At 42.6% G+C, this 20484-nt stretch carries 12 protein-coding genes and 1 pseudogene; all 13 read right to left on the bottom strand.

Translation table 11 applies throughout. The features are described from left to right. Positions 1–272 (bottom strand): annotated as a pseudogene (locus FC43_RS11380) (IS30 family transposase); the annotation flags it as partial. A 169-nt stretch (positions 273–441) separates the two neighbouring features. Then, positions 442–3057 carry a KxYKxGKxW signal peptide domain-containing protein gene (locus tag FC43_RS05680; RefSeq protein ID WP_056954819.1) on the bottom strand — a complete coding sequence of 872 codons (2616 nt, stop codon included), beginning with the start codon at positions 3055–3057 and terminating at the stop codon, positions 442–444. 192 nt (positions 3058–3249) lie between these two features. Beyond that, positions 3250–5643, bottom strand: a complete 2394-nt coding sequence (locus tag FC43_RS10810; protein WP_082611467.1) for an N-acetylmuramoyl-L-alanine amidase — start codon at positions 5641–5643, stop codon at positions 3250–3252. 166 nt (positions 5644–5809) lie between these two features. Further along, positions 5810–6286: a hypothetical protein gene (locus tag FC43_RS05670; RefSeq protein WP_056954817.1), complete on the bottom strand. Its 477-nt coding sequence runs from the start codon at positions 6284–6286 to the stop codon at positions 5810–5812. Positions 6287–6449: 163 nt separating this feature from the next. Next, positions 6450–9347 carry an LTA synthase family protein gene (locus tag FC43_RS10805; protein ID WP_162258988.1) on the bottom strand — a complete coding sequence of 966 codons (2898 nt, stop codon included), beginning with the start codon at positions 9345–9347 and terminating at the stop codon, positions 6450–6452. Between the two features lie 90 nt (positions 9348–9437). After that, on the bottom strand, positions 9438–11177 hold the full coding sequence (locus FC43_RS05660) for a hypothetical protein (RefSeq protein WP_056954815.1): 1740 nt from the start codon (positions 11175–11177) through the stop codon (positions 9438–9440). Further along, positions 11149–12918, bottom strand: a complete 1770-nt coding sequence (locus FC43_RS05655) for a hypothetical protein (RefSeq protein WP_056954813.1) — start codon at positions 12916–12918, stop codon at positions 11149–11151. Before FC43_RS05655 ends, FC43_RS05660 begins: the two co-directional genes overlap by 29 nt. 33 nt (positions 12919–12951) lie before the next feature. Further along, positions 12952–13926 (bottom strand): glycosyltransferase family 2 protein, encoded by a 975-nt coding sequence (locus FC43_RS05650; protein WP_056954915.1) that lies wholly within the window; start codon positions 13924–13926, stop codon positions 12952–12954. A gap of 4 nt (positions 13927–13930) precedes the next feature. Continuing rightward, the gene (locus tag FC43_RS05645) at positions 13931–15664 is read right to left on the bottom strand and encodes a 6-pyruvoyl-tetrahydropterin synthase-related protein (protein ID WP_056954811.1); all 1734 of its coding nucleotides are present in this window, start codon (positions 15662–15664) and stop codon (positions 13931–13933) included. Between the two features lie 13 nt (positions 15665–15677). Beyond that, positions 15678–17258, bottom strand: a complete 1581-nt coding sequence (locus tag FC43_RS05640) for a peptide chain release factor 3 (protein WP_056954809.1) — start codon at positions 17256–17258, stop codon at positions 15678–15680. Positions 17259–17311: 53 nt separating this feature from the next. Beyond that, a complete protein-coding gene (locus tag FC43_RS05635) occupies positions 17312–18394 on the bottom strand; it encodes an acyltransferase family protein (protein ID WP_056954808.1) in 1083 nt (360 codons plus the stop codon). Between the two features lie 27 nt (positions 18395–18421). Next, positions 18422–19519: an AI-2E family transporter gene (locus FC43_RS05630; RefSeq protein ID WP_056954806.1), complete on the bottom strand. Its 1098-nt coding sequence runs from the start codon at positions 19517–19519 to the stop codon at positions 18422–18424. Beyond that, positions 19516–20448 carry a glycosyltransferase gene (locus FC43_RS05625; protein WP_056954804.1) on the bottom strand — a complete coding sequence of 311 codons (933 nt, stop codon included), beginning with the start codon at positions 20446–20448 and terminating at the stop codon, positions 19516–19518. Before FC43_RS05625 ends, FC43_RS05630 begins: the two co-directional genes overlap by 4 nt. Positions 20449–20484: the final 36 nt, after the last annotated feature.

The raw sequence follows: 20484 nt of genomic DNA, 5'->3' as shown, positions 1-20484 counted from the left end.
TCTGGCGTCCAGCCTTGAGCCACTTTGGCTTTGATATAAGTTACCTCATCAGTGGGTAATTGAATGGCCTTCCGACCGCAATGAGTCTTGTTTTTACGATAGTGTTGGCAATACTCTTGGAGCGTGTGGCCGGCGGCCAGAAAGCGATAAACTCGGTAGACGGTTTCTAAGCTCCGGTGCAAAAGTTTGGCAGCTCGGTAGGCTTTTACTCCTTGGTCACGAAAATTAGCGATCATCGTTAGTTCGTCTATGGTAAGATGATGGTAGGTCATTTGTGGTGTCCTTTCTTTTGATGTATGGGTATTCAAAAGTCTACCACAAATGGCTTTTTATTTTTCTAACTTAATTTTACAAACCGCGTTTACTAACTATTAAAATTAGGGTAAAAAAAAGAGCTCCAGCTTAAAAACTGAAACTCTTATTTAAAAATCAAACTAAGACTTAGGCCCGGGTCAAACCACCGTCAAGACGAGCGTAGTAACGTTGCCCATTGTACCAAACATAGGCATAACGGGTTAAGTTCCCATCCCATTCATTAAAGTGGACTAGCCAACCATTAATCTTAGTAAAGCCGTGAACCATCTTCCCATTGCCATAGTAAACAGTCCGCTTGTCTGGTAAGTTGAACCAACCGCGAACCATGTCACCGTTGTTGGTCCGGAAGTAGTACCATTGACCACCAATTTGTTGTTCACCGTACTTCATCCGCCCGTTTTGGTCGTAGTAAACCGTCCGACCGTCATTTAAGCGCGTGATGCCCTTGGACATGTCACCATTCCATTGGTTGAAGTGGTACCAAGCACCCTTGATATTCTTTTCACCGTGAACCATTGCCGCTGTGGTTTCATCATAGTAAACCGTCCGGCCATCCTTCAGCTCAATAAAGCCTACCGAAACTTTCTTCTTGTTCGCATCGTACAGGTACCAATTACCATTTAATTGGTTTTCGCCATCATTTAAGATCACATTGCCATCTTTATCAACGACGTATGACTTACCATCGATGGTAATCTTGGTTTGGTTCCCCTTTTCGTCTACAGTTTCCAGAACCAAGGCACCCTTTTGCTTTGGATCAAAGAAGTTCAGGTTCTTAGTAGTTGGGTTGTACATAAAGCCAGTTTGTTGGTCCCCGTTATCATTCCGGAAGGAGTAAGTCTTGTCTCCAACCTTGGCAATTCCGTGGAGCATTCCCCGACCAGTTCCGTCTTCGTTCAGGTCGTAGTAAACAGTCCGCTTGCCTAACTTGGTAAAGCCACGACTGGCATCACCATTATCGGTCCGGAAATTGTACCAGTTACCGTTTAATTGTTGTTCACCGTACAACATCCAGCCCTTCTGGTTGTAGTATACTAATCGACCATCACCAAGCTTAGTAAAGCCGGTCGCCATCACGCCATCCTTGCCGAAGAAACGCCAGTGACCATCAATGTTCATTTCAGTATTCGTAACGGCCTGGAAAGTCTTGGCATCAAAGAAGTAACTCTTTCCTGCATCCGTTTGGAAACCAGTCAACAAGTCCCCATTATCCTTCCGCGCCATGTAAGTTACGGTATTCCCCTTGGCGTCCTTAACCGCCACTAAGCCGTGGAGCATCCCATGGCCGTTCCCGTTTTCATCAACATCGTAGTAGACGTGACGTCCATCGGCTAACTTCACCAAACCACGTACTAAGTTACCATCCTTCGTGTCAAAGAGGTACCACTTGTCGCCAATTTGGTATTCACCATGAATCATTTGCCCCTTGGTAATATTCTTACCATCAGCTAAGGCAAAGTAAACGATCCGCTTGTCATCAAGCTTTTGCCAACCAGTAAGCTTTTCGCCCTTGGCATCATAAAGGTACCAGTTGCCATCCTTTTCTTGCTTCAAAGTCCCCTTGTTGTTCAAGATAACTTGACCAGTTTGGGTCCCCATCCCTTTGTCATCAAAGTGGTAAGTAGCTGAGCCAACCGTAATCGTCCGGTTCTTGACCATCTTGTAGTAGTTGGCCTTGTCCTTAGCGCTAGTTTCGTCTTCAAAGTAGTAGGTCTTGCCATTGAATTCTTGCAAGCCCTGCAAAGCAGCAAAGCCTTTTTCTGCAAAGAGGTAGGTGTCCTGTCCCACTTCTTTCAAGCCAGTCTGAGCAACCCCATCCTTATTGAAGAAGTAAAGCTTGTTTTCAATAGTTTGCCAACCCGTTACCGCCTTACCATCCTTAAAGTAATACTTTTGGTTGTTGTTAGTAAACCAACCAGAGGCAGGACTGCCGTCAGGCTTCAACAAGCCAACCTTCCCGTCAGCATAAGTAATAAATAAGTAGTCGCCTTGCACCACTTGGTATTGAACATTAACCCCATCCTTAGTGAAGTACGTTAACTTGTTGTCAACATAAGCCCAGCCAACGTAAGCAGCCCCGGTCTTAGGGTTGAAATAATACTTATTTCCATCAATCGTTTGCCATCCGGTCTTGGCAACGCCGGTCGTTTCATCAAAGTAGTACTTACTGTCCTTGATTACTTGCCAACCCGTCTTTGCTACGGCCATCTTTTCGTCAAAGTCGTACACCTTACCGTCAACGGTTTGCAGCCCCGTTTGGGCGACGCCATCCGTGCCGAAGCTGTAAGTCTTACCATTGATCGTCTTTACCCCAGTGACTGGTTTACCATCCTTGTCTTGTAAGGAAACTTGACCGTCCTTGGTGGTTACCAAGACATTCCCACCGTCAACGGTTTCCTTGGTCGTACCGTCATCCTTAGCCGGTTGGTTGGCATCTTGGTTCGTGTCAGCCTTGTCGCCTTGGTTAGTGGCCGTGGAACCAGCTTGGGCGGCGTCACTGGTCGTAGTGGTGTCAGTCTTCGTGGTATTGGTCCCGCTTTGGGTCTGATCAGTTGCCGCGTCAGTCTTTGGCTGATCTTGCACCGTACTTGCTGTCGGTTGTTCTGATTGAACGTTATCTGCCGCACTTGCTGCTTGACCCCCAACCATCAGGCTCGCCGCCGTGATACCGGCGACTAACCACAGCTTGCCACTCTTATACATTTTAAAGTGCCGTTTGATTTCTGGCATTTGTTGCTTCATTTTTTAAACTCCTTTAAAAAAATTCACTTAATCGTCAAAAACATCTTAAGTTCAATATCCAAATTTTAGCATTTCCCGAAATCGCCTTCAAGGCTTCGTCACAGATCCCTTGCCGTTGATTAAACAATCCCGACAAATTTTTATTTTTGTTCATATTAAAAGGGCGTCCACGACTGTGAACACCCCTTAAACTTAAATTCCGTATTGTAAATCGTGCGCTAACTTGGCTTGGGTGACCCCGAAGCGCGCTAAGTAGCCATATGGATCAACGTGGTCGCCCCAGATATTGTGGCTGACCCAATTGTGCGACTTGATCCCGCGGGTACCAGCCCCACCGGCATCCAAGGTCAGCGGAATCCCGAACTTGCCGGCCATGTCGCGGGCTAAGCGGACGTAGGCTGTGTAGTCCTGCCAGAACTGGTTGGCGTTGTAAGTCCGGCCTAATTCGATTTGCACCGGCGCGTTGTGGTTGGCCACCCGGCCGGCCCCCCAGGAGACTTGCCCGGGCCGACCAACTTGGTACACGCGGCCGCCATCGCCGACCACGAAGGTGGTGTAGGCTTCGACCTTTTCCCAATCCTGCTTAAAGTAGTTGGCATTGGCCGCTCCACCGGATTCAGTACCGACTTCGTGAAGAACGATGTAGTTGTTCGCCGCCGTATCTTCATCCCCTTCACCTGCATTTAAGGCGTAGCGGTAATCGATCGCGTAGTTGAGAATTTGCTTGCCACTGTTATCAAACCGGTAGGTGACCCCGTTGATCGTCGCCGTGCCCGTTTGGGCTTGGCCGTTATTTGGGTTGTAGTAGTACCAGTCATGGCCATCTTGGAGCCAGCCCTTGGTCAAGTCCCCATTGACCCGGTTGAAGAAGTAGCCGTGGCCGTCAATCGTTTGGTGCCCATAGAGCATGTAAGCTTGCGGTCCGTAGTAGACCGTCCGCCCATCCGCCAAAGTTTGCCAGCTGGTCTTGAACTTGCCATTCTTGGCATCGTAGAGGTACCAGTGACCATTAATGGAGTGTTCACCATCGCCGGTGATTTGCAGATTCCCCTGGGCATCCGCTTGGCAGGTTTGGTTACCTAGCTTCACGGCCTGATCCTTCACCAGTTTGCCATCGGCGTTGTAATACTGAAGTTGGCCAGTTGTAGCATTATAAAAAAGGTCGTTGGCAACCTTGCCGATTAAATTACCATTCCAACGATCAAAGTTGTACAAACTCCCATTGACTAAATTATAGCCATGGAGCATCCCTTGACCCTTGCCTTGAGCATCAACATCATAATAAACTTTCCGACCATCGGCTAATGTCGTCCAGCCTCGCAAGGTATCACCATTGTCTGAACGGAAGGCATACCATTGACCATTAATTTGTTGCTCACCATGCAACATTTGGCCTTGTGGATTGTAATAGACTAATCGGCCATCTGGCAATGTCACAAAGCCAGTCTGCATTTCCTCCGTCTTAGGAGCAAAGTAGTACCATTTGCCATTAATTTGTTGTTCACCCGTTACTTGAGATGGATTAAAACCATAAACCTTACCGTTAATCCTTACAAGACCAGTTTCTCGGTCACCATTATCTGAACGAAAGGCATAGGTCTTTCCATTAACACTTTGAATGCCATGGAGCATCCCCCGCCCTTTACCATCACTATTGACATCATAGTAAACAGTACGCCCATCAGCCAATTTGGTAAAGCCACGCGCAACATCCCCATTATCAGTCCGGAAGTAGTACCACTGACCGTTAAGCTGTTGTTCACCATATAGCATTTGTCCTTGGTCGTTGTAATAGTCCAATCGACCATCTGGTAACTTAACGAAACCTGTTTGCATTACCCCATCAGTTGAGAAGAAGTACCAATGACCGTTAATATTCCGTTCTCCCGTTGCCATCGTCGGAGCAAAGTAATAGGTTTGACCCTTCACTTTCTTAAAACCAGTTTGGCGATCTCCATTCCAATCATTGAAATAGTAATAAGTTCCATTAACTGGTTGCATACTATGAAGCATTCCTTGTCCGGTTACCGTGCCATTCTGCTTTTTTACGTCATAGTAGACATTCCGACCGTCTTTTAGTCGGTACCAACCTGAAATTACATCCCCGTTATCAGTTCGTAGATAGTACCACTGATCACTGATTTTTTGTTCACCATATTGCATCTGGTTGGTTTGCGGATCGTAGTAAACGACCCGGTTATTCGACAAATTTTGCCAACCATTCAAATAGGCGCCTGTTTTTTGATCTTGTAAGTACCAGTGACCATTTTGATTAACCTCTTTGGTTACCGGCTTAGCCGCAGGAGTCGCGGCTGCTTGAGTAGCTGCCTTGTACGCTGCGGTAGCTGAGTTAGCCGATGTCGCATTTGGGTCAGCTGTTGACGATGCACTCGTCTGCGCTGTTGGCGCCACACTAGCCGACTGCACCTGACTAACTTGTGGTGCAGCGGTCGTTACTACCGGCTGAACATTAGTATCAGCGGCGGCCATTACGGTACTCCCAAAGATTACCCCAACGGTCGTAATCCCGGCCAAGAGCCAGTTTTTCTTGGCCTTATACAATTTAAAGCGTTTCTTTAAGTCCATCGTCAAAATCCCTTCATTATTTATTCATATTCACGATCATGGTAGCACTCACTTCCCAACTTGACAACCAAAAATGGTTATAAAAAGAGATTACTTTTGAGGTGAAATTAAAGAAAAAAGAGACCCCCGCAACAAGCAGGGATCCCTAACAAAAACTTAAAAATCTTTAGTTGCTCGAGCCAGAATTAGAACCACGAATGATCGTCGCGTTGCTTGGCAGTGGACCTGACCAGTCGGCGTAAGTAGTTTGGCCGTTCTTAGTTTGGCGGTCCATCCCGTCACTGTCAACGTGGTGGGTGACCCCATTTTCGTCCGTCCAAGTAGCAACGTCGGCTAAGCCCAGTTGGCGGCTAGAATCAACCGCGAAGCTGCTGGATGAACTTGATTCACTGTTGCTCGTCGCTTGGCTGTTCGCGCTGTTGCTAGTAGCCGCACTTTCAGAAGATTCTTTGTCGGCCTTGGAGTCCTTCGTGGATTCCTTCGTTGCCTTCTTGTCAGCCTTAACGCTCTTCTTAACGACCTTGCTAGAAGTCGTGCTGTCCGATGAGTCGGCGGCTTGCTTAGAATTACCACAGCCGGCAACAAAGAACAGCATAGCTGCCATCATGATAGCAGCAACAATACTCTTTTTGAATTGTTTCATTGTTGAAATTTCTCCTCAGTCCTCTGGATTTCAGTCATCTATATGACTAACCTTGCTTTTAATCACCATTATACCAAAAGAAATCAGACTAACAAGCATTAGGCATGATTTCGCTTAGCTTTCTTCCCCGCCAGATGGGTCTTTGGCCGGGGATTTAACAATTTCATTTCATTTGCCAAAATTTAAATAAATACTGTTTCCCCGCCGTCAGGTCATACTGAATCAGCTGGTAATCGTGGAAAAGTTGCCGTTGGCGTTTGGTAAATTGCTTTTGGCTGATGATCTTGCCCTGACGGCTGACGAATTGCGGATCAGCCTGATAACTAGCGGTGCTGGTCCCATTAGTGTTCATCGTTTCCACTGGCAAATCGTGGTACGCCGCCGTCAAGAAGGCTAAGTACGGGGTCACCTTTGAATTGGTTTGTTCTGCCACCATCGCAATAAAGTCATTTGGCGCGACATACTTGGTATTGTGCGTTAAGTTTTTGGCTCCTTGCGCCCGCGCCGCGCGATTGGAGTAGATAAAGTAATCGGTCTCGTGTAGCTTCAAGCCATCTTCCGCAAAGGAATTGGCGTAGATCCCTGGCAAGTGATCACCGTAGAAGACGACCGTGACTGGTTGTTTGAGCTGATCGAGCTGTTTGATGAATTCGCCGACAGCTTGATCGGTGTAGTGAATACCAGCCACGAAATCGTTTAAAGTGTCTATATTCGTGGCATTATCTTCAGCTACCTTCACCTTGTATTTCTTCAAAGTTTTGAAATAGCCTTGATCATAAGGCATATGATTTTGAATGGAAATCAAATTCATAAACTGTGATTTTCTGCCATCTTTGAGGACCTTTAACGCATTCTGATATGTTGTGCGATCAGATAAGTAAGGACTATTGTCAATCTTGTGTTGTTTGTAAATCCGATACTTACTACCCAAATACCTAAACTGATCAAAGCCAAAGGCTGCATAAGCTGCCGGTCGACTATAGAACGTTCCCACAAATGGGTGGACGGCAACCGAATACTTAAAAAGCTGATTGATGGCCCAAGCCTGTTTTTGAAATGGTACTAATTGAGTATATGGTGTCGACAAAGTGGGTTTAAAATTAGCTATTGATAATCCCGTTAGAGTCATGTATTCCATATTAGCGGTTCCCCCACCATAGCCTGAACTAATCATCAACCCACTTGTCGCATTTCGTTTAAGCTGATCAATGAACGGCATCGGTGATGGCGCTACTTTAATCCCCGGAACTCGCCGGGGATCAGCAAAACTTTCACTGAGATTAAAGATTACTGCTTGGTCACTTAAATCATTCGTCCTTGTTTGGTTAATCGAGCTTGCTAACTTTTGATAACGGGTGGCAATCTTTTTCATCGTCTGTTGGCTATAGTCCGCCGGTTGGTCCATTGCAGTTACATCTAAGTTATTCATAAATTGTATTAACGGACCATTTAATTCTACCCCATCTTTTTGATTAAAGAAGGTCGGTTGGTTGTCAAATCCATTGACTACCTGAGCAAAGCAATTATTAGGATGATTCCACCAAAAAGCTGAACCAAAAGTAATTACTGTTACTAGTAAGTAGCAAATTTTTTGCCACCACATCTGCCTAACCTTGATCGGATAATTGTGTTCGAGGTACCAGATACCAATAGCAACGGCTACTAAGACAACTAATGTTCCTAAAAGTACCCCTTGCGAGACCATTTTCAAGATTTCACCATAGGCTTGATACATTTTTACCTCACCCGGCAAAATAGGTTCATTTCTGGCATTTAATTTAAGGCGATTAGCAAAAGTCCAACTTAATTCAAGTATTGAAACTATTCCCAAACTCAACCAGTAACGATTGGTAATTGCTAGTACGGTACGATACAGTAGCCAGATCAACAATGCCGTTAAAATTACCATGCTATGGCGAATGAGGAAAACAAAAATAAAGATGTTTTTTCCAATACTATCCTGGATATTCACAGAAACACGCCAACTTGTCTCGACACCGAAAAATGAAATTAACGCTACAACATAACTCACTGCTAGACTAAGGAGTAACCATCTGTGACACCATAATCGTTCCTTTATGGTTACCCAATTTGTTGGAAGCGACATTGCTAATTGCCGTTTAACGACACTTGTCGTCAACGCCCATTGCCAAACATAAGCTAGCACTAAGCTTACTATCATCCCTAATAACGTGTAGCCAACAGTAAACACACCTCGTTTTACCAAACCACCATCCAAACTCATTAAAGAAGCTGTCAGCCAGCTATTTGTTATCGGTAATGTAAATATTGATACCAATGGTATTACTAATTTACCAATCCTACTTTGGATCAATAAATCTGTTGGCAGGATTTTAGCAATCTGCATTGCCGCGTAAACTAAAAAGATATTGTTATAGGTTATATAGCGCCCAGCAGTTGACCAATCGCCGTGAACCATAACTGACACTAGTGGCATTATCGAAGCAAGGCTGAATCCTATCAAGATTGCTCCAAAAGTTAGAAGCTTATCTTTTTGAGAACACTTAGGTGTCGTAGGGAGAGTGCTACCTATGCCCAGAAATAAAAGAAATGGCAGAATAGAATTAGCAGTATTCATGCCTATTAAATCCACGCTGAAGACCGATGAAATAGCCAATAGTCCCAAACTTCCGTATTGAAATTTTGTTTGCATTACTTTAGGAAGACCTAATATCCATTGGATCAAAAATGGCGCTAGTAGTAACGCTACTAAGGATGGTGAGCTATCCCGCAAAATTGGAAAAAACGTAGTAATTAAATCGCTAAATGAAAAGCTATGATTAAACAGTAAATTAAGTATTAAGCAAACTACCCCAAATTCAACCACATAGAGCCAATTGTTTTTACTCCATTGATAGTGAAACTTTGCTTTTCCTATCACCTTCCCTAACCACATTAAAGTAACTATTGTACATAAAAGCGTTCCCCCGTGAATAGCTTGTAGTAACATTGCCTTCTTGATACTTTCAGCATAACTAACAAAAGGCAATGTAGAACTCCATATCCATAAATTTAACGCATAGCCAAATACTAGCAGCAAAGGTATCCTCTTTTTTATCATCCAGTTGCACCATCCCTACTAATGTAATGAAAAAGTCTTAACCACTATTAAAATAGTGCTAAGACTTCTTTAAACACTTTGTTTTATTATTTTACTGCTTATCAATTTTACAATTAAAACTAACCAAGTTGCTAAACTAATTACTAATCCCAAATAATAAACAAATGGTGGTTGATAACTTATGGAAATATGATGTTTACCAGAAGTAATATTCAATACTGGCGTTCCACGATCACTAATTCTAAAATTTGTTACCTTGTCATCAACTTTTACTACCGTATGCTTATAAGCAACTACCGGAAGATCAATTTTAGCTGCCTTAGCTAAACGCACCGTGTACCCAATTTGGTTTGCAGTTGATCTGGGCTCCAATCGTTTAGCTTTTCCATCAATAATTAACTCATGCCTAACAATTGACTGTGTCCGTTGTGAAGTTCCATATTGTTTAATGTCTCCTCGGGCTTTCAAGGGATAATAGTCGTATTCTCCATATGTCATGATATATCCAAAGAGTAAGTGATAGTTGTTGCTATCAACTGTCACTGGAGATTCAAGTCGGGCCAAATTCGTTACCTTTTGTAATGCGGGGGCCGTGCTACGTTCAAATCCGCCCTTAGTTTCATTCACTGAAAAATAGCAAACCGCAAAAAAGCAAAAAGTGATTGGTACCACGTATTTCAATACCTTAAAACGATATGGATTATCATATACAGCAATCCGTTCTGCAATCAATTTTCCACTCTTAGAAAATAAAATTGCCAAAAACAATGCTGCATAACTTAGATATCGAAATGTTAACTGAACAATAACAAATGGGGTATCAGCAAAATAGTTCCATGGGAAAACTGTGGTCGAAACGATTACTGCAATCCAAGCCAATAAATAAATTATCCAATCTTGGCGACAAGTGAACCAGTTCCATCCTAGCAACAGTGTTGCTAAAAGTATAAAACCAATGTTCCAACCAATATCATTATTGAATGAATTCTGAAGTAATTGATCAAAGGTCATTGTTATCGTAATTCCTGGCGTCGCCGAAAATACTTTTTGACCTATAAAATCAGTTAGGAAGGGAACTATTTCAAATAACACTAAGCCTAAAGTAAGCGTAGCAGCCGATACAAGAGCTTTTAATCTTATTGCACTGATTCCTCGGTTGATTACTAACTTCAAAATAAAAATTATCGTCAAAAATTCTAAGCACAACACAACAGACAAGATGTGACAGTATGCGATTAACGACAAGCCAATTGCTAAAATTGGCCACCGTCTATTGTCACGCCATAATACTTCATAAATTCCCAAAAATACTAATGGCAGAAATGTAACCGCCAAAAATTCTCCAAGAACAGAAGTACCTAAGTACAGTCGATATGGATTAAATACATATACTAAACTAAAAATCAAAGCATTCCAGTGCTGCCGTGAAAATTGGCGCATTGACCAGTAACTGACTATTAATGAACCAAAAGTGATCAGACTGTACCATAGGTAATAGGCAGTAACTGGACTCAAAAAAAGCTTAAAAATTGCCCATGGATATAGAAAAACTATAGGATAAAATAAAAATGAGGCTGCTCCAGATTGATGGAAAGTGTGTGAAGCAATAAACGTTAAACTTACGCCCTCCTTCAAGTTCTCGAAAACCTCTTGCGCACGTGAAGCGTGAAATAACCAGTCACTATACACGTAGATAGTATGAGTATGCCCCAACAAGTACGTTGTTATCAAACTTACAAGTAAAAACATGCCATACGTAAAAATTACTTGGCTGTCAATTTTATTGAAGTGCCATTTTTTCAGTGCCATTACTTTCTTCCTTTTTTTTCGTCCTACTGAGCAAACGTCTAAATAAATTTGTACGCATACTCATTCCCAACAAGATAAGGGCTGTGATTATTGACACCGTTGCCGCTGTTTTTATTAATAGCGTTGGTTTGTAGACCACCTTAATCCTATGGTTCCCCGAAGAAACATTAGCTAACTCAACTGTCCCTCTTTTTGAATTACTGTATGGCTGCTTTATTTGATCAACTTGAACGCTTAAATTCTTGGAATAGAAAAATGGTAAGTCAATCTTCCCTTCATCCATAGATTTTAAAGTGAATTTCGCTCCATTAGCCATAGGAATAGGATGCGCAAAAAATTCTTTCCTATTGTTGTAACCAATATTTATCTTCAACTTTTCACCTTGTTGGTAAGATAAATTACTACTTCGTTTAGGCCAATAATCCTTATCTCCTACGCCATTGTAGCGTTCTGCAGTCAAGTACTTAAACGTACTGGCACTCACCTTGTAATTATTAAAAGGTAGTGACGTTGAAAGGGTTGGTTTCTTTAATGAAACATTGCCACTATTTGTTTTTAAAAAAGTGGTCCCCCAACTGAGCGAACTTATAAGAATCGATAGGGTAACTATAGTATAGCGCGAGAATAACAAAGCTTTCTTTTTACTACCGGAAACTATCCATATATAAATAGCTTCTGTAATTGCAAGAGCAAAGCAAAAATTGGTTAACACAAGCAATCTACCCGGAAATTGCAACATTGCAAAAATTGTTTTATCAACGCACTTCCAAAATACGTCAAATACAGGAGTAGCACTACACAAAAAGAATAGCCCCGTTCCAAAAAACACACGTGTATTTTTAGTAATTTTACTCCAACAAACTAAGACGATGATAATTGAAATTGCAAAAAAGGTTCCGAATGTTTGATTGTCAAAAGATTCTAAAATTAGATTTGAGAGTTTTAATTCATTACTAGCTGTACTAACTAGCATCGCTGTCGTCATTTTTTGATCTCGAAACATGCTCATAAAATCAGCAATATAAAAGCTTGACATCAAAATCGCAGTAGTCACCGCATACAAAAAGGACTTTAATTTTTTTAAACTGATATCACCATTCACAGTCGCAATAATTATTAAGACGGCTACAAATACCGTATAAGTCAGGACACTCAATAAATGTGTGTAAAGTACTAATGCCATCCCAAGTGACAAATACCACCATTCATCTTCACCATATAAAATGGAGTAAGTTCCATAAGCAACTAAAGGTAAAAATATGGAAGCAGTAACTTCGCCGAAACTAAAACTGCCAATATATAAAGATAAATTAAACACTGAGAAAACATAAACCAAAGTAAAAATTAATGCTATTCTAGTGTTTTGGCTTTGGTTGCGAAAATATTTTACTGCTAAAGGATACACAATTATTGACTGAATAAATTGGAGTAAAATTATGCCAAAGTAAATCCCCATGATCGGATTTTTAAACAGTAATAGTCCAATTGCTAATGGGTACACGGTCAATAAACCATATGCCATATTTACTTGTGTACCAAGATGATTAAATGCATAACTCGTAACAAAGGGGAATGGATTACCATTTTTTAAATTTTGTGCAAGATCATAAGCTCTATTTAAATGGAAGCCCATATCAATACCAGTATATAGATGTTGAGAGCGAATTAATGGCAATAACGTAATTATGCTAACTAGCAAAAATGTTACCACTAGCGCCCCTGCCCTTAATATTTTTTTCATGAATCTAATCCTGTCCTCCTAAGTTAATCTTTGCTATAACTCCTTCTTTTTATTGAAACTCTTCGAAAAATTTTCCTCCTCAATGTTGAAGCGTGGCCGGTGCTTAACTTCCGTAAAGACCTTCCCAACGTACTCACCAATGATGCTCAATGAGATTAACTGAATCCCTCCTAAAAGCCAAATCGAAATCATTAAGGAAGACCAACCGGAGACGACATTGCCCATTACTTTTTCATAAATCGTGTAGATCATCAAAATAATACTAACCAGAACAATAATTATCCCCATCCCTAAGATTACGTGGATGGGGGCAATGGAAAAGGAGGTAATCCCATCTAAGGCAAAGTGTAACATCTTACCTAATGGGTATTTGGATTCACCCGCAAAACGTTCCTTGCGTGGATAGTACACTTTTGTGGATTTGAAGCCAATTAACGGCACCATACCCCGCAAAAAGAGATTACGTTCCTGGTATTGTAGCAACGCTTCAGTTGCCCGCTTACTCAGCAGTCGGTAATCGGCTGAGTCTGGCACCAAGTTAACTCCCAATTTTTTCATCAAAGCATAGTAACCAAGTGCCGTTCGGCGTTTAAAGACTGTATCCGTCTTACGGCTGTTGCGAACACCATAAACCACATCATTACCGGCCAAATAAGCATCCACCATCTTCGGGATCGCATTGACATCATCTTGCAAATCAGCATCAATTGTAATGATCATATCGGCATGCTTAACGGCTACACTCATTCCTGCTAACAATGCGTTTTGATGGCCGTAATTACGGGTAAACTTTAAGCCAGTTACATATTCGTGCTTGCTACTAAACTCTTGAATCAATTTCCAAGTGTGGTCACGACTGCCATCATTGACGAACAGCAATTTACTGTTAGAATCAATTTTTTCTGCTTGAATCAATTGTTGTAAAATCGCTCCAAGCTCTTTAACCGTTTCTGGAAGGACTTCCTCTTCGTTATAGCAAGGAACGACTATTGTTAATAAGTTATCCATCTTATTAGACATGTGCTGTTTTCCTTCCTCGTAAAATAAGCTTTATTCCCATTAAAACCACCAATAACCAAGTAATGATACTCGTCAGCATTGAAACTCTATCAAGTAGCGATGGTTGGTACTTAAGTATTAAGTTGCCTTGCTTCGTTCGCGGAAGCTTAATTAACCCATTTTGATTTTGTATTCTGAGTCGTTTACTGTTTTGATATACGTACACGTTTTTATATTGTGGTGCTGGCAACAATACATTTTCTTTGCTTTGAAGTGATACGTCCTGGTAAATCATTCCATTTGAAATAGGTGTAAACTTGCTGAGCTTGACCTTTTTTCCATCAACAATTGCAACCCTATTGAATACATCCTTATAGTAAGTTTGTGATTCTTTAGGAATGTATTGATCAATGTACCAATACCATTCATCAGCAACAACGCGATCTCCTTCATAGTGCTTGCCATTATAGAAAGTTGCCCATGCAATAAAACCAGTTTGATTTTTCATGCTGGCATGATAGGTTTCAATTGCTCCTAACCAAGGTCCCAACACAATCACCAATAACGTTATCAATTTTAGAACAAAGTTGACTTTAACTTTTGCACTCAGTCCGTTTGCAAATTCGCTTAACGCCTTCCCACTTAATAACGCCAAAGCAATTGTGGCAAATGGCAATAGACGAGTAGGAAATTGGATCACTGAAATCGGCGTACGTTGCAATAAGTTCCAAGGAAATAGTTGAGTAGAGGTCATTGTTAAAAGAACACCACTCACTAGTAACCATTTGTCAAGTCGTTGTAAGTTTTTAAACCTAACAACTCCCCAAATAATAACGAGAATTAAAACAAGTCCAATTCCCATCCCTTGGTCAGTTTTTAATAAATAACCATTAACTAAGTTATTGGAGAGCGAATTATTCAGCAACTGGCTAAAAGTTGGTGCCCCCAAAGCCAAATTTCGTGGTGAAGGCTGAGCGTAAGCTTGGTGCAGTTCCTGTTCCAAAAATGGAACGATATAAATCGCGGCACTTGTAAAAAATAAACCGATCGCCTTGCTAATACCAACAATAAATTTGCTCCACTGTTGAACCGCAGGAATGAGAATTGCTAACTCAACAATCAGTAACAGCACACATAAAAAAGTACTCAATACATGTGAAAGCATTACTAACGAAAGACCAATTCCTAACGCAATCATTCCACTTTTACCATTCGTCTTTACCAGCGCGTATAAACCGTAAAAAGCAAGAACCAAGAACGTCATTGCTAAAAATTCACCTAAAGCAAAGCGTTGATACGCATCATACGTCCGACATGCACTAAAAGCAAATACAACTGCAGTGATGAACGATTCAAATGTCGTCCGATCCAACCGTCTGGCTACATAATACATAATCATCATCGCAAGGAAAGTATAAAATGAAATTCCCAGATAAGTTCCAATTACATAATTGTCAGTAACCAGTGACAGCAGAGCTAGCGGCATTAAAGTCACCTGAGGATAAAAGGCCCCTAACAAGAAAGGTACGCCATGAAAATGGTAAGTATATAAATACGGATACCAATTACCCTGCCTTAAATTATCAGCCAACTCCTGAATTCGGTTGATATGGTAGGGGAGATCATCTCCCAAATAAATCACCCGCGTATGGGCTAGTGGTAAAACAAAAAATAAGCTTAGCACGGCAAAAGTAATTACCAGAACCAATTTTGGGTGATTAGTAATTATTGCTTTGATCTTTGTCATTATCACTCACTTCTCACAGCTTCGCCGTCAACTTCACATCTGGATATTTTTGCTTGAACCAGTTCTCAGCGAATTGGTTTTCAAACAAGAAGAGCGGTTCGCCGTTGCGATCCTTGACCAGCATGTTCCGTGAAGAGGCCATCTTCGGATCCAGTTGTTCAGGATCAATCCAGCGAGCGGTCTTGCTGCCGAGAGGTTCCATGATTACTTCCGAGTTGTACTCGTTTTGCATCCGGAACTTAAAGACTTCAAATTGCAGCTGCCCGACGGCCCCTAAGATGTAGTCGTTGGTAGTGTAGCTTTGGTAGAGTTGCACTGCCCCTTCTTGGACCAGCTGGGTAATCCCCTTATGGAAGGACTTTTGCTTCATCACATTCTTGGCCGAGACACGAACAAAGAGTTCTGGAGTAAACTGCGGCAGCTTTTCAAACTTAACCGCTTGCTTACCAGTGTAGATTGAATCACCAATTTGGAAGTTCCCGGTATCGTACAGCCCGATAATGTCCCCAGCCACGGCGGTTTCCACGTTTTCCCGGGTGTTGGCCATGAATTCGGTCACGTTCGACAGCCGCAATGGCTTACTCGTCCGTTCCAAGGTCACGTCCATTCCGCGGGTAAATTCCCCCGAACAGATCCGGACAAAGGCAATCCGGTCACGGTGCTTCGGGTTCATGTTGGCTTGGATCTTAAAGACAAAGCCAGAGAATTCTGGGGCTAGGGGTTCAACTGCCGTACCATCGTCTTGCTTATGCGGGCTTGGCGCCGGCGCAAACTTAAGATAGGTTTCCAAGAAGGTCTTGACCCCAAAGTTGGTTAAGGCTGACCCGAAGAAGACTGGCGTTTGGTCCCCAGCCGCGATCTTGGCTTCATCAAATTCGGTGCCGGCCATCTCAATCAGTTCGATCCCATCGAGGGCGTCTTGCCATTCTCCTTCACCGGCAATCGGGTTGTCACCGGCCACCATTCCGTCCTCGCCTAAGGGCAGGTAGGGTTGATCCGGATCAGTTGGGTGAGTTAAGGCGACCCGCTTGTTAAAACGGTCGTATACCCCGAGGAACTGCCGACCCATCCCGATCGGCCAATCCATTGGGTAAGTTTCAATCCCCAATGTTTCTTCGATTTCGTTCATTAAATCAAGCGGTTCGCGGGCATCGCGGTCAAACTTGTTAATGAAGGTAAAAATCGGAATCCCCCGCATCTTACAAATTTGGAAAAGCTTGCGGGTTTGCGGTTCAATCCCCTTGGCCCCGTCGATCACCATCACCGCCGAGTCAACGGCCATCAAGGTCCGGTAGGTATCTTCGGAGAAGTCCTCGTGCCCCGGGGTGTCCAGGATGTTGATCCGCTTGCCATCATAGTCAAACTGCATCACGGAAGAAGTAACCGAGATCCCCCGCTTTTGTTCAATTTCCATCCAGTCGGACTTGGCAAAATTGCTGCTGCCGCGGCCCTTAACGGTCCCCGCTTCACGGACCACGCCCCCGAAGAGGAGGAGTTGCTCAGTAATCGTCGTCTTCCCCGCGTCGGGGTGAGAAATAATTGCAAACGTCCGGCGTTTGCTTACGGCTTGTGCTAGTTCTTTTGAAGTCGTCATTAGTTGTTCCTTTCATGTCTACATTCAGAATTAATCAGGAGTTTAAGCTCAACTCAATCAAAATATTTATCCAGCTTATTTCCTAAGCGTATGCTCAATTGATTAGTGTATTTTTCAAGTATTACCCTACGTAACAAGTCAATCAAAATGCAAGAGCTGAAAATTAACAATGAGATCCATAACCCATGAATTAAAAAGCTCAAACTACTTTGAAATTGAGTATTATCGACTTTATGCCATAACATTCCACTCAGAAATTTATTGTCATGAATCAAGTATACAGCAAAAGTAGAAGTAGAAATGGTGTTTATAGCTCGGCTTACAGAAGGCTTTAAATTTTTAAATATCAAAAACAAGCCGAAAGAAATCAAAATAACAAAAGTACTATTAGCATCTAGTAGATGGTCTACGTATGGCGCTAAACTTTCCCCATTCATTCCAAGCATTTTAATTCCTTTGGTAGCTAAAAAGGTAACTACCATTCCGCCTACCCCTCCCATAAAGATTAAGGCAGAGTATTTTAACTGATCAGTCCATTGATTAGGATACTTTTTAACATATCCAATAAGTAAATATAAGTAGCAGAACAAAGCTACCGTCGAATTACCTAATTCCGAGTGACTTAACCATAGATCAACAACATTAGGAATAACAAAGGTAGGTATTAGAGTCCAAATTAAAGTCAGAAAAATCAATAACTTTAGTAATTTCTTTCGTGACAAATTTTCTATTATTAAATTAAGAACGGGGCTGGCAAATTGTAGAACAATGTAACTCCCAGCAAACCAATATGTCCCTGGAACGGGAAATATCAGTTCATACCACTGATAATCTAAATGGTGTCCTGTTATTGTAAGAATACCGAAAATCACCCAAAAATATAGTGCCACTATCAATATAAGTTTAATCGGTCGACGAAACTTAAAATCCTTTCCAATTAGAAAGTACGCACCAATCATTACAAAAACATCAACCCCTATTTTTCCGCCACTCTGTAATGCTAACATTACAGCATGTTTAATTCCGCTTGTGCTGTTAACTGGAGTCATCCCATGAACTACAAAATGAGAGACCACAATTAGATACATACTGATTATACGTAAAATTTCAAAATTTGAATTTCTTTTTAATTCCATTAAATTTACCTTTCTACACCAGTTAAGTTAATCATTTTGCCTTAGCTTCCAAATAGAGAAAAAGTAGCCAGCAATCGTTTTTACCACCGCATAAAACGGAATACATAAAATCATTCCCGCAATTCCGGCAATGTTCCCCGCTGCCAACAATAAAATGATGATCGTCAACGGGTGAATGTTTAAGGTTTTCCCGATGATATTTGGATAAATGATGTTCCCATCAATTTGTTGGACCACGATCACTACTACGATCACCCAGATAATCTTTTCTGGAGCCACAGTTAAGGCTACCAATAAAGCCGGGGCAATCCCGATGTAGGGGCCGATATACGGAATCATGTTGGTAATTCCCGCAATCAAGCCGAGGACAATCGCTAAGGGTTGACCGATGATAAAGTAACCAATACTTGTCGCTAGGGCCACAAACAAACACTCAATTGCTTGGCCGGAAATGTAGGCCGATAAAGTGGCGTTCATTTGGTGAAGTAAATTGGCCACTTCTTCGCCATGTCGTTGGGAGAAGAAGCGCTGCACGCTCGGTACCAAGCGATTGCCGTCCTTTAACATGTAAAACAACATCACCGGCACCGTCACGGCAATCACCACTGCTTTGGTTACCGCTCCAATTAAAGTTCCGGCACTGGAACTCAGACTAGCCAGCAAAGCTTGGGCGTACTTGGCCACTTGGCTGCTATACTGATTGTACAAGCCCTTGAGATCCACCCGCTCTAGCATCGGGTGGTGCGACAACTGTACAATCCAAGCCTGAGTATCCTTCGTCGCCGTCGGTAACCATTTAATTAGCTGGGTCAATTCGTTAACCAATGATGGGATCAAGGCCATAAAGGCTCCTACCACCAGTAAGATTAGGAGTAAGACCACCAACAGACTGGCGATGCCCCGGGGTAAGCGAAATTTACCAATTTTAAACTTAGTCAGTAACTTCACTACCGGATTTAACATGTAGTACAAAAACAGCGAAATCACCAACGGAACGAAGGTGACCGAGATGAAGATGATCACCGGTCGAAAAACAAAGTCGAGTTTCGAGCACACCCACACCAACAGGGCTAAAATCAATAACTCTAACGACCAGTACAAGATCGACTGTTGTTTCGCTTTCATTTTTTCTCCTTTACGATGTAGATTGGCCGGTGTTTAACCTGAAGATAGATCCGGCCAATGTACTTCCCGACAATCCCAATGCACAACAGTTGCATCCCGCCAAGCAGCAGGATGATGCAGACCATTGAAGCCCAGCCAAAGACACTGGAAGCCGGGTCCACCAGCCAGCGAATAATCACAAAGATGATCCCCAGAACAGACAGAAGTGCCGCAGACGTCCCTAACCAGATCGCCAACGACAACGGCGCTTGAGAGAAATCGGAAATCCCATCCATCGCATACTTAAAGAGCTGCCAGGTACTCCAGTCGGTCTCCCCGGCCACCCGTTCAACATTATGGTAATCCAGATACTTGGTCTTAAAGCCGACCCAAGAGAAGATCCCCTTGGAGAAACGGCTATACTCCTTCATTGACAGGACCGCATCGACCATCTGACGGGTCATCATCCGATAATCTCGCGCTCCTGGGACGATATTAGTATTCGAAATCCGGTTAATAACCTTGTAGAACTGATCGCTAAGGAAGGATTTAAATTTGGCTTCCCCGGTCCGGTCGGTCCGGCGGGTCCCGATACAATCGTATTCCCCACTTTGAAGTTCTGCGTACATCCGCGGCAGAAACGATGGCGGATCCTGTAAATCAGCATCCATTACGACCACGTAATCACCAGTCGCTGCTTCTAGACCCGCATATAAGCCCGCTTCCTTGCCGAAATTCCGAGAAAAGGAAACGTAATGCACCCGTTCGGGAGCTTGGGCATGTAACTTGCGCATCTCACCCAGGGTATCGTCACTAGAACCGTCATTGACAAACCAATACTCTACGTTAACATCTTTCATTTCCTGCACCACTTTTTCGACCGCCGGGTAGAAAAGGGGCAAGGCTTCGGCCTCATTGTAACAAGGCACTACAATCGATAACTTTTTCATTTATATCTCCCAGAGGTTTAGTTACAATCCTTTACA

The organism is Limosilactobacillus ingluviei DSM 15946 (assembly GCF_001435775.1).
Classification (GTDB): Bacteria; Bacillota; Bacilli; order Lactobacillales; family Lactobacillaceae; genus Limosilactobacillus; species Limosilactobacillus ingluviei.
This window is presented reverse-complemented; position numbering and strand designations above follow the sequence as displayed.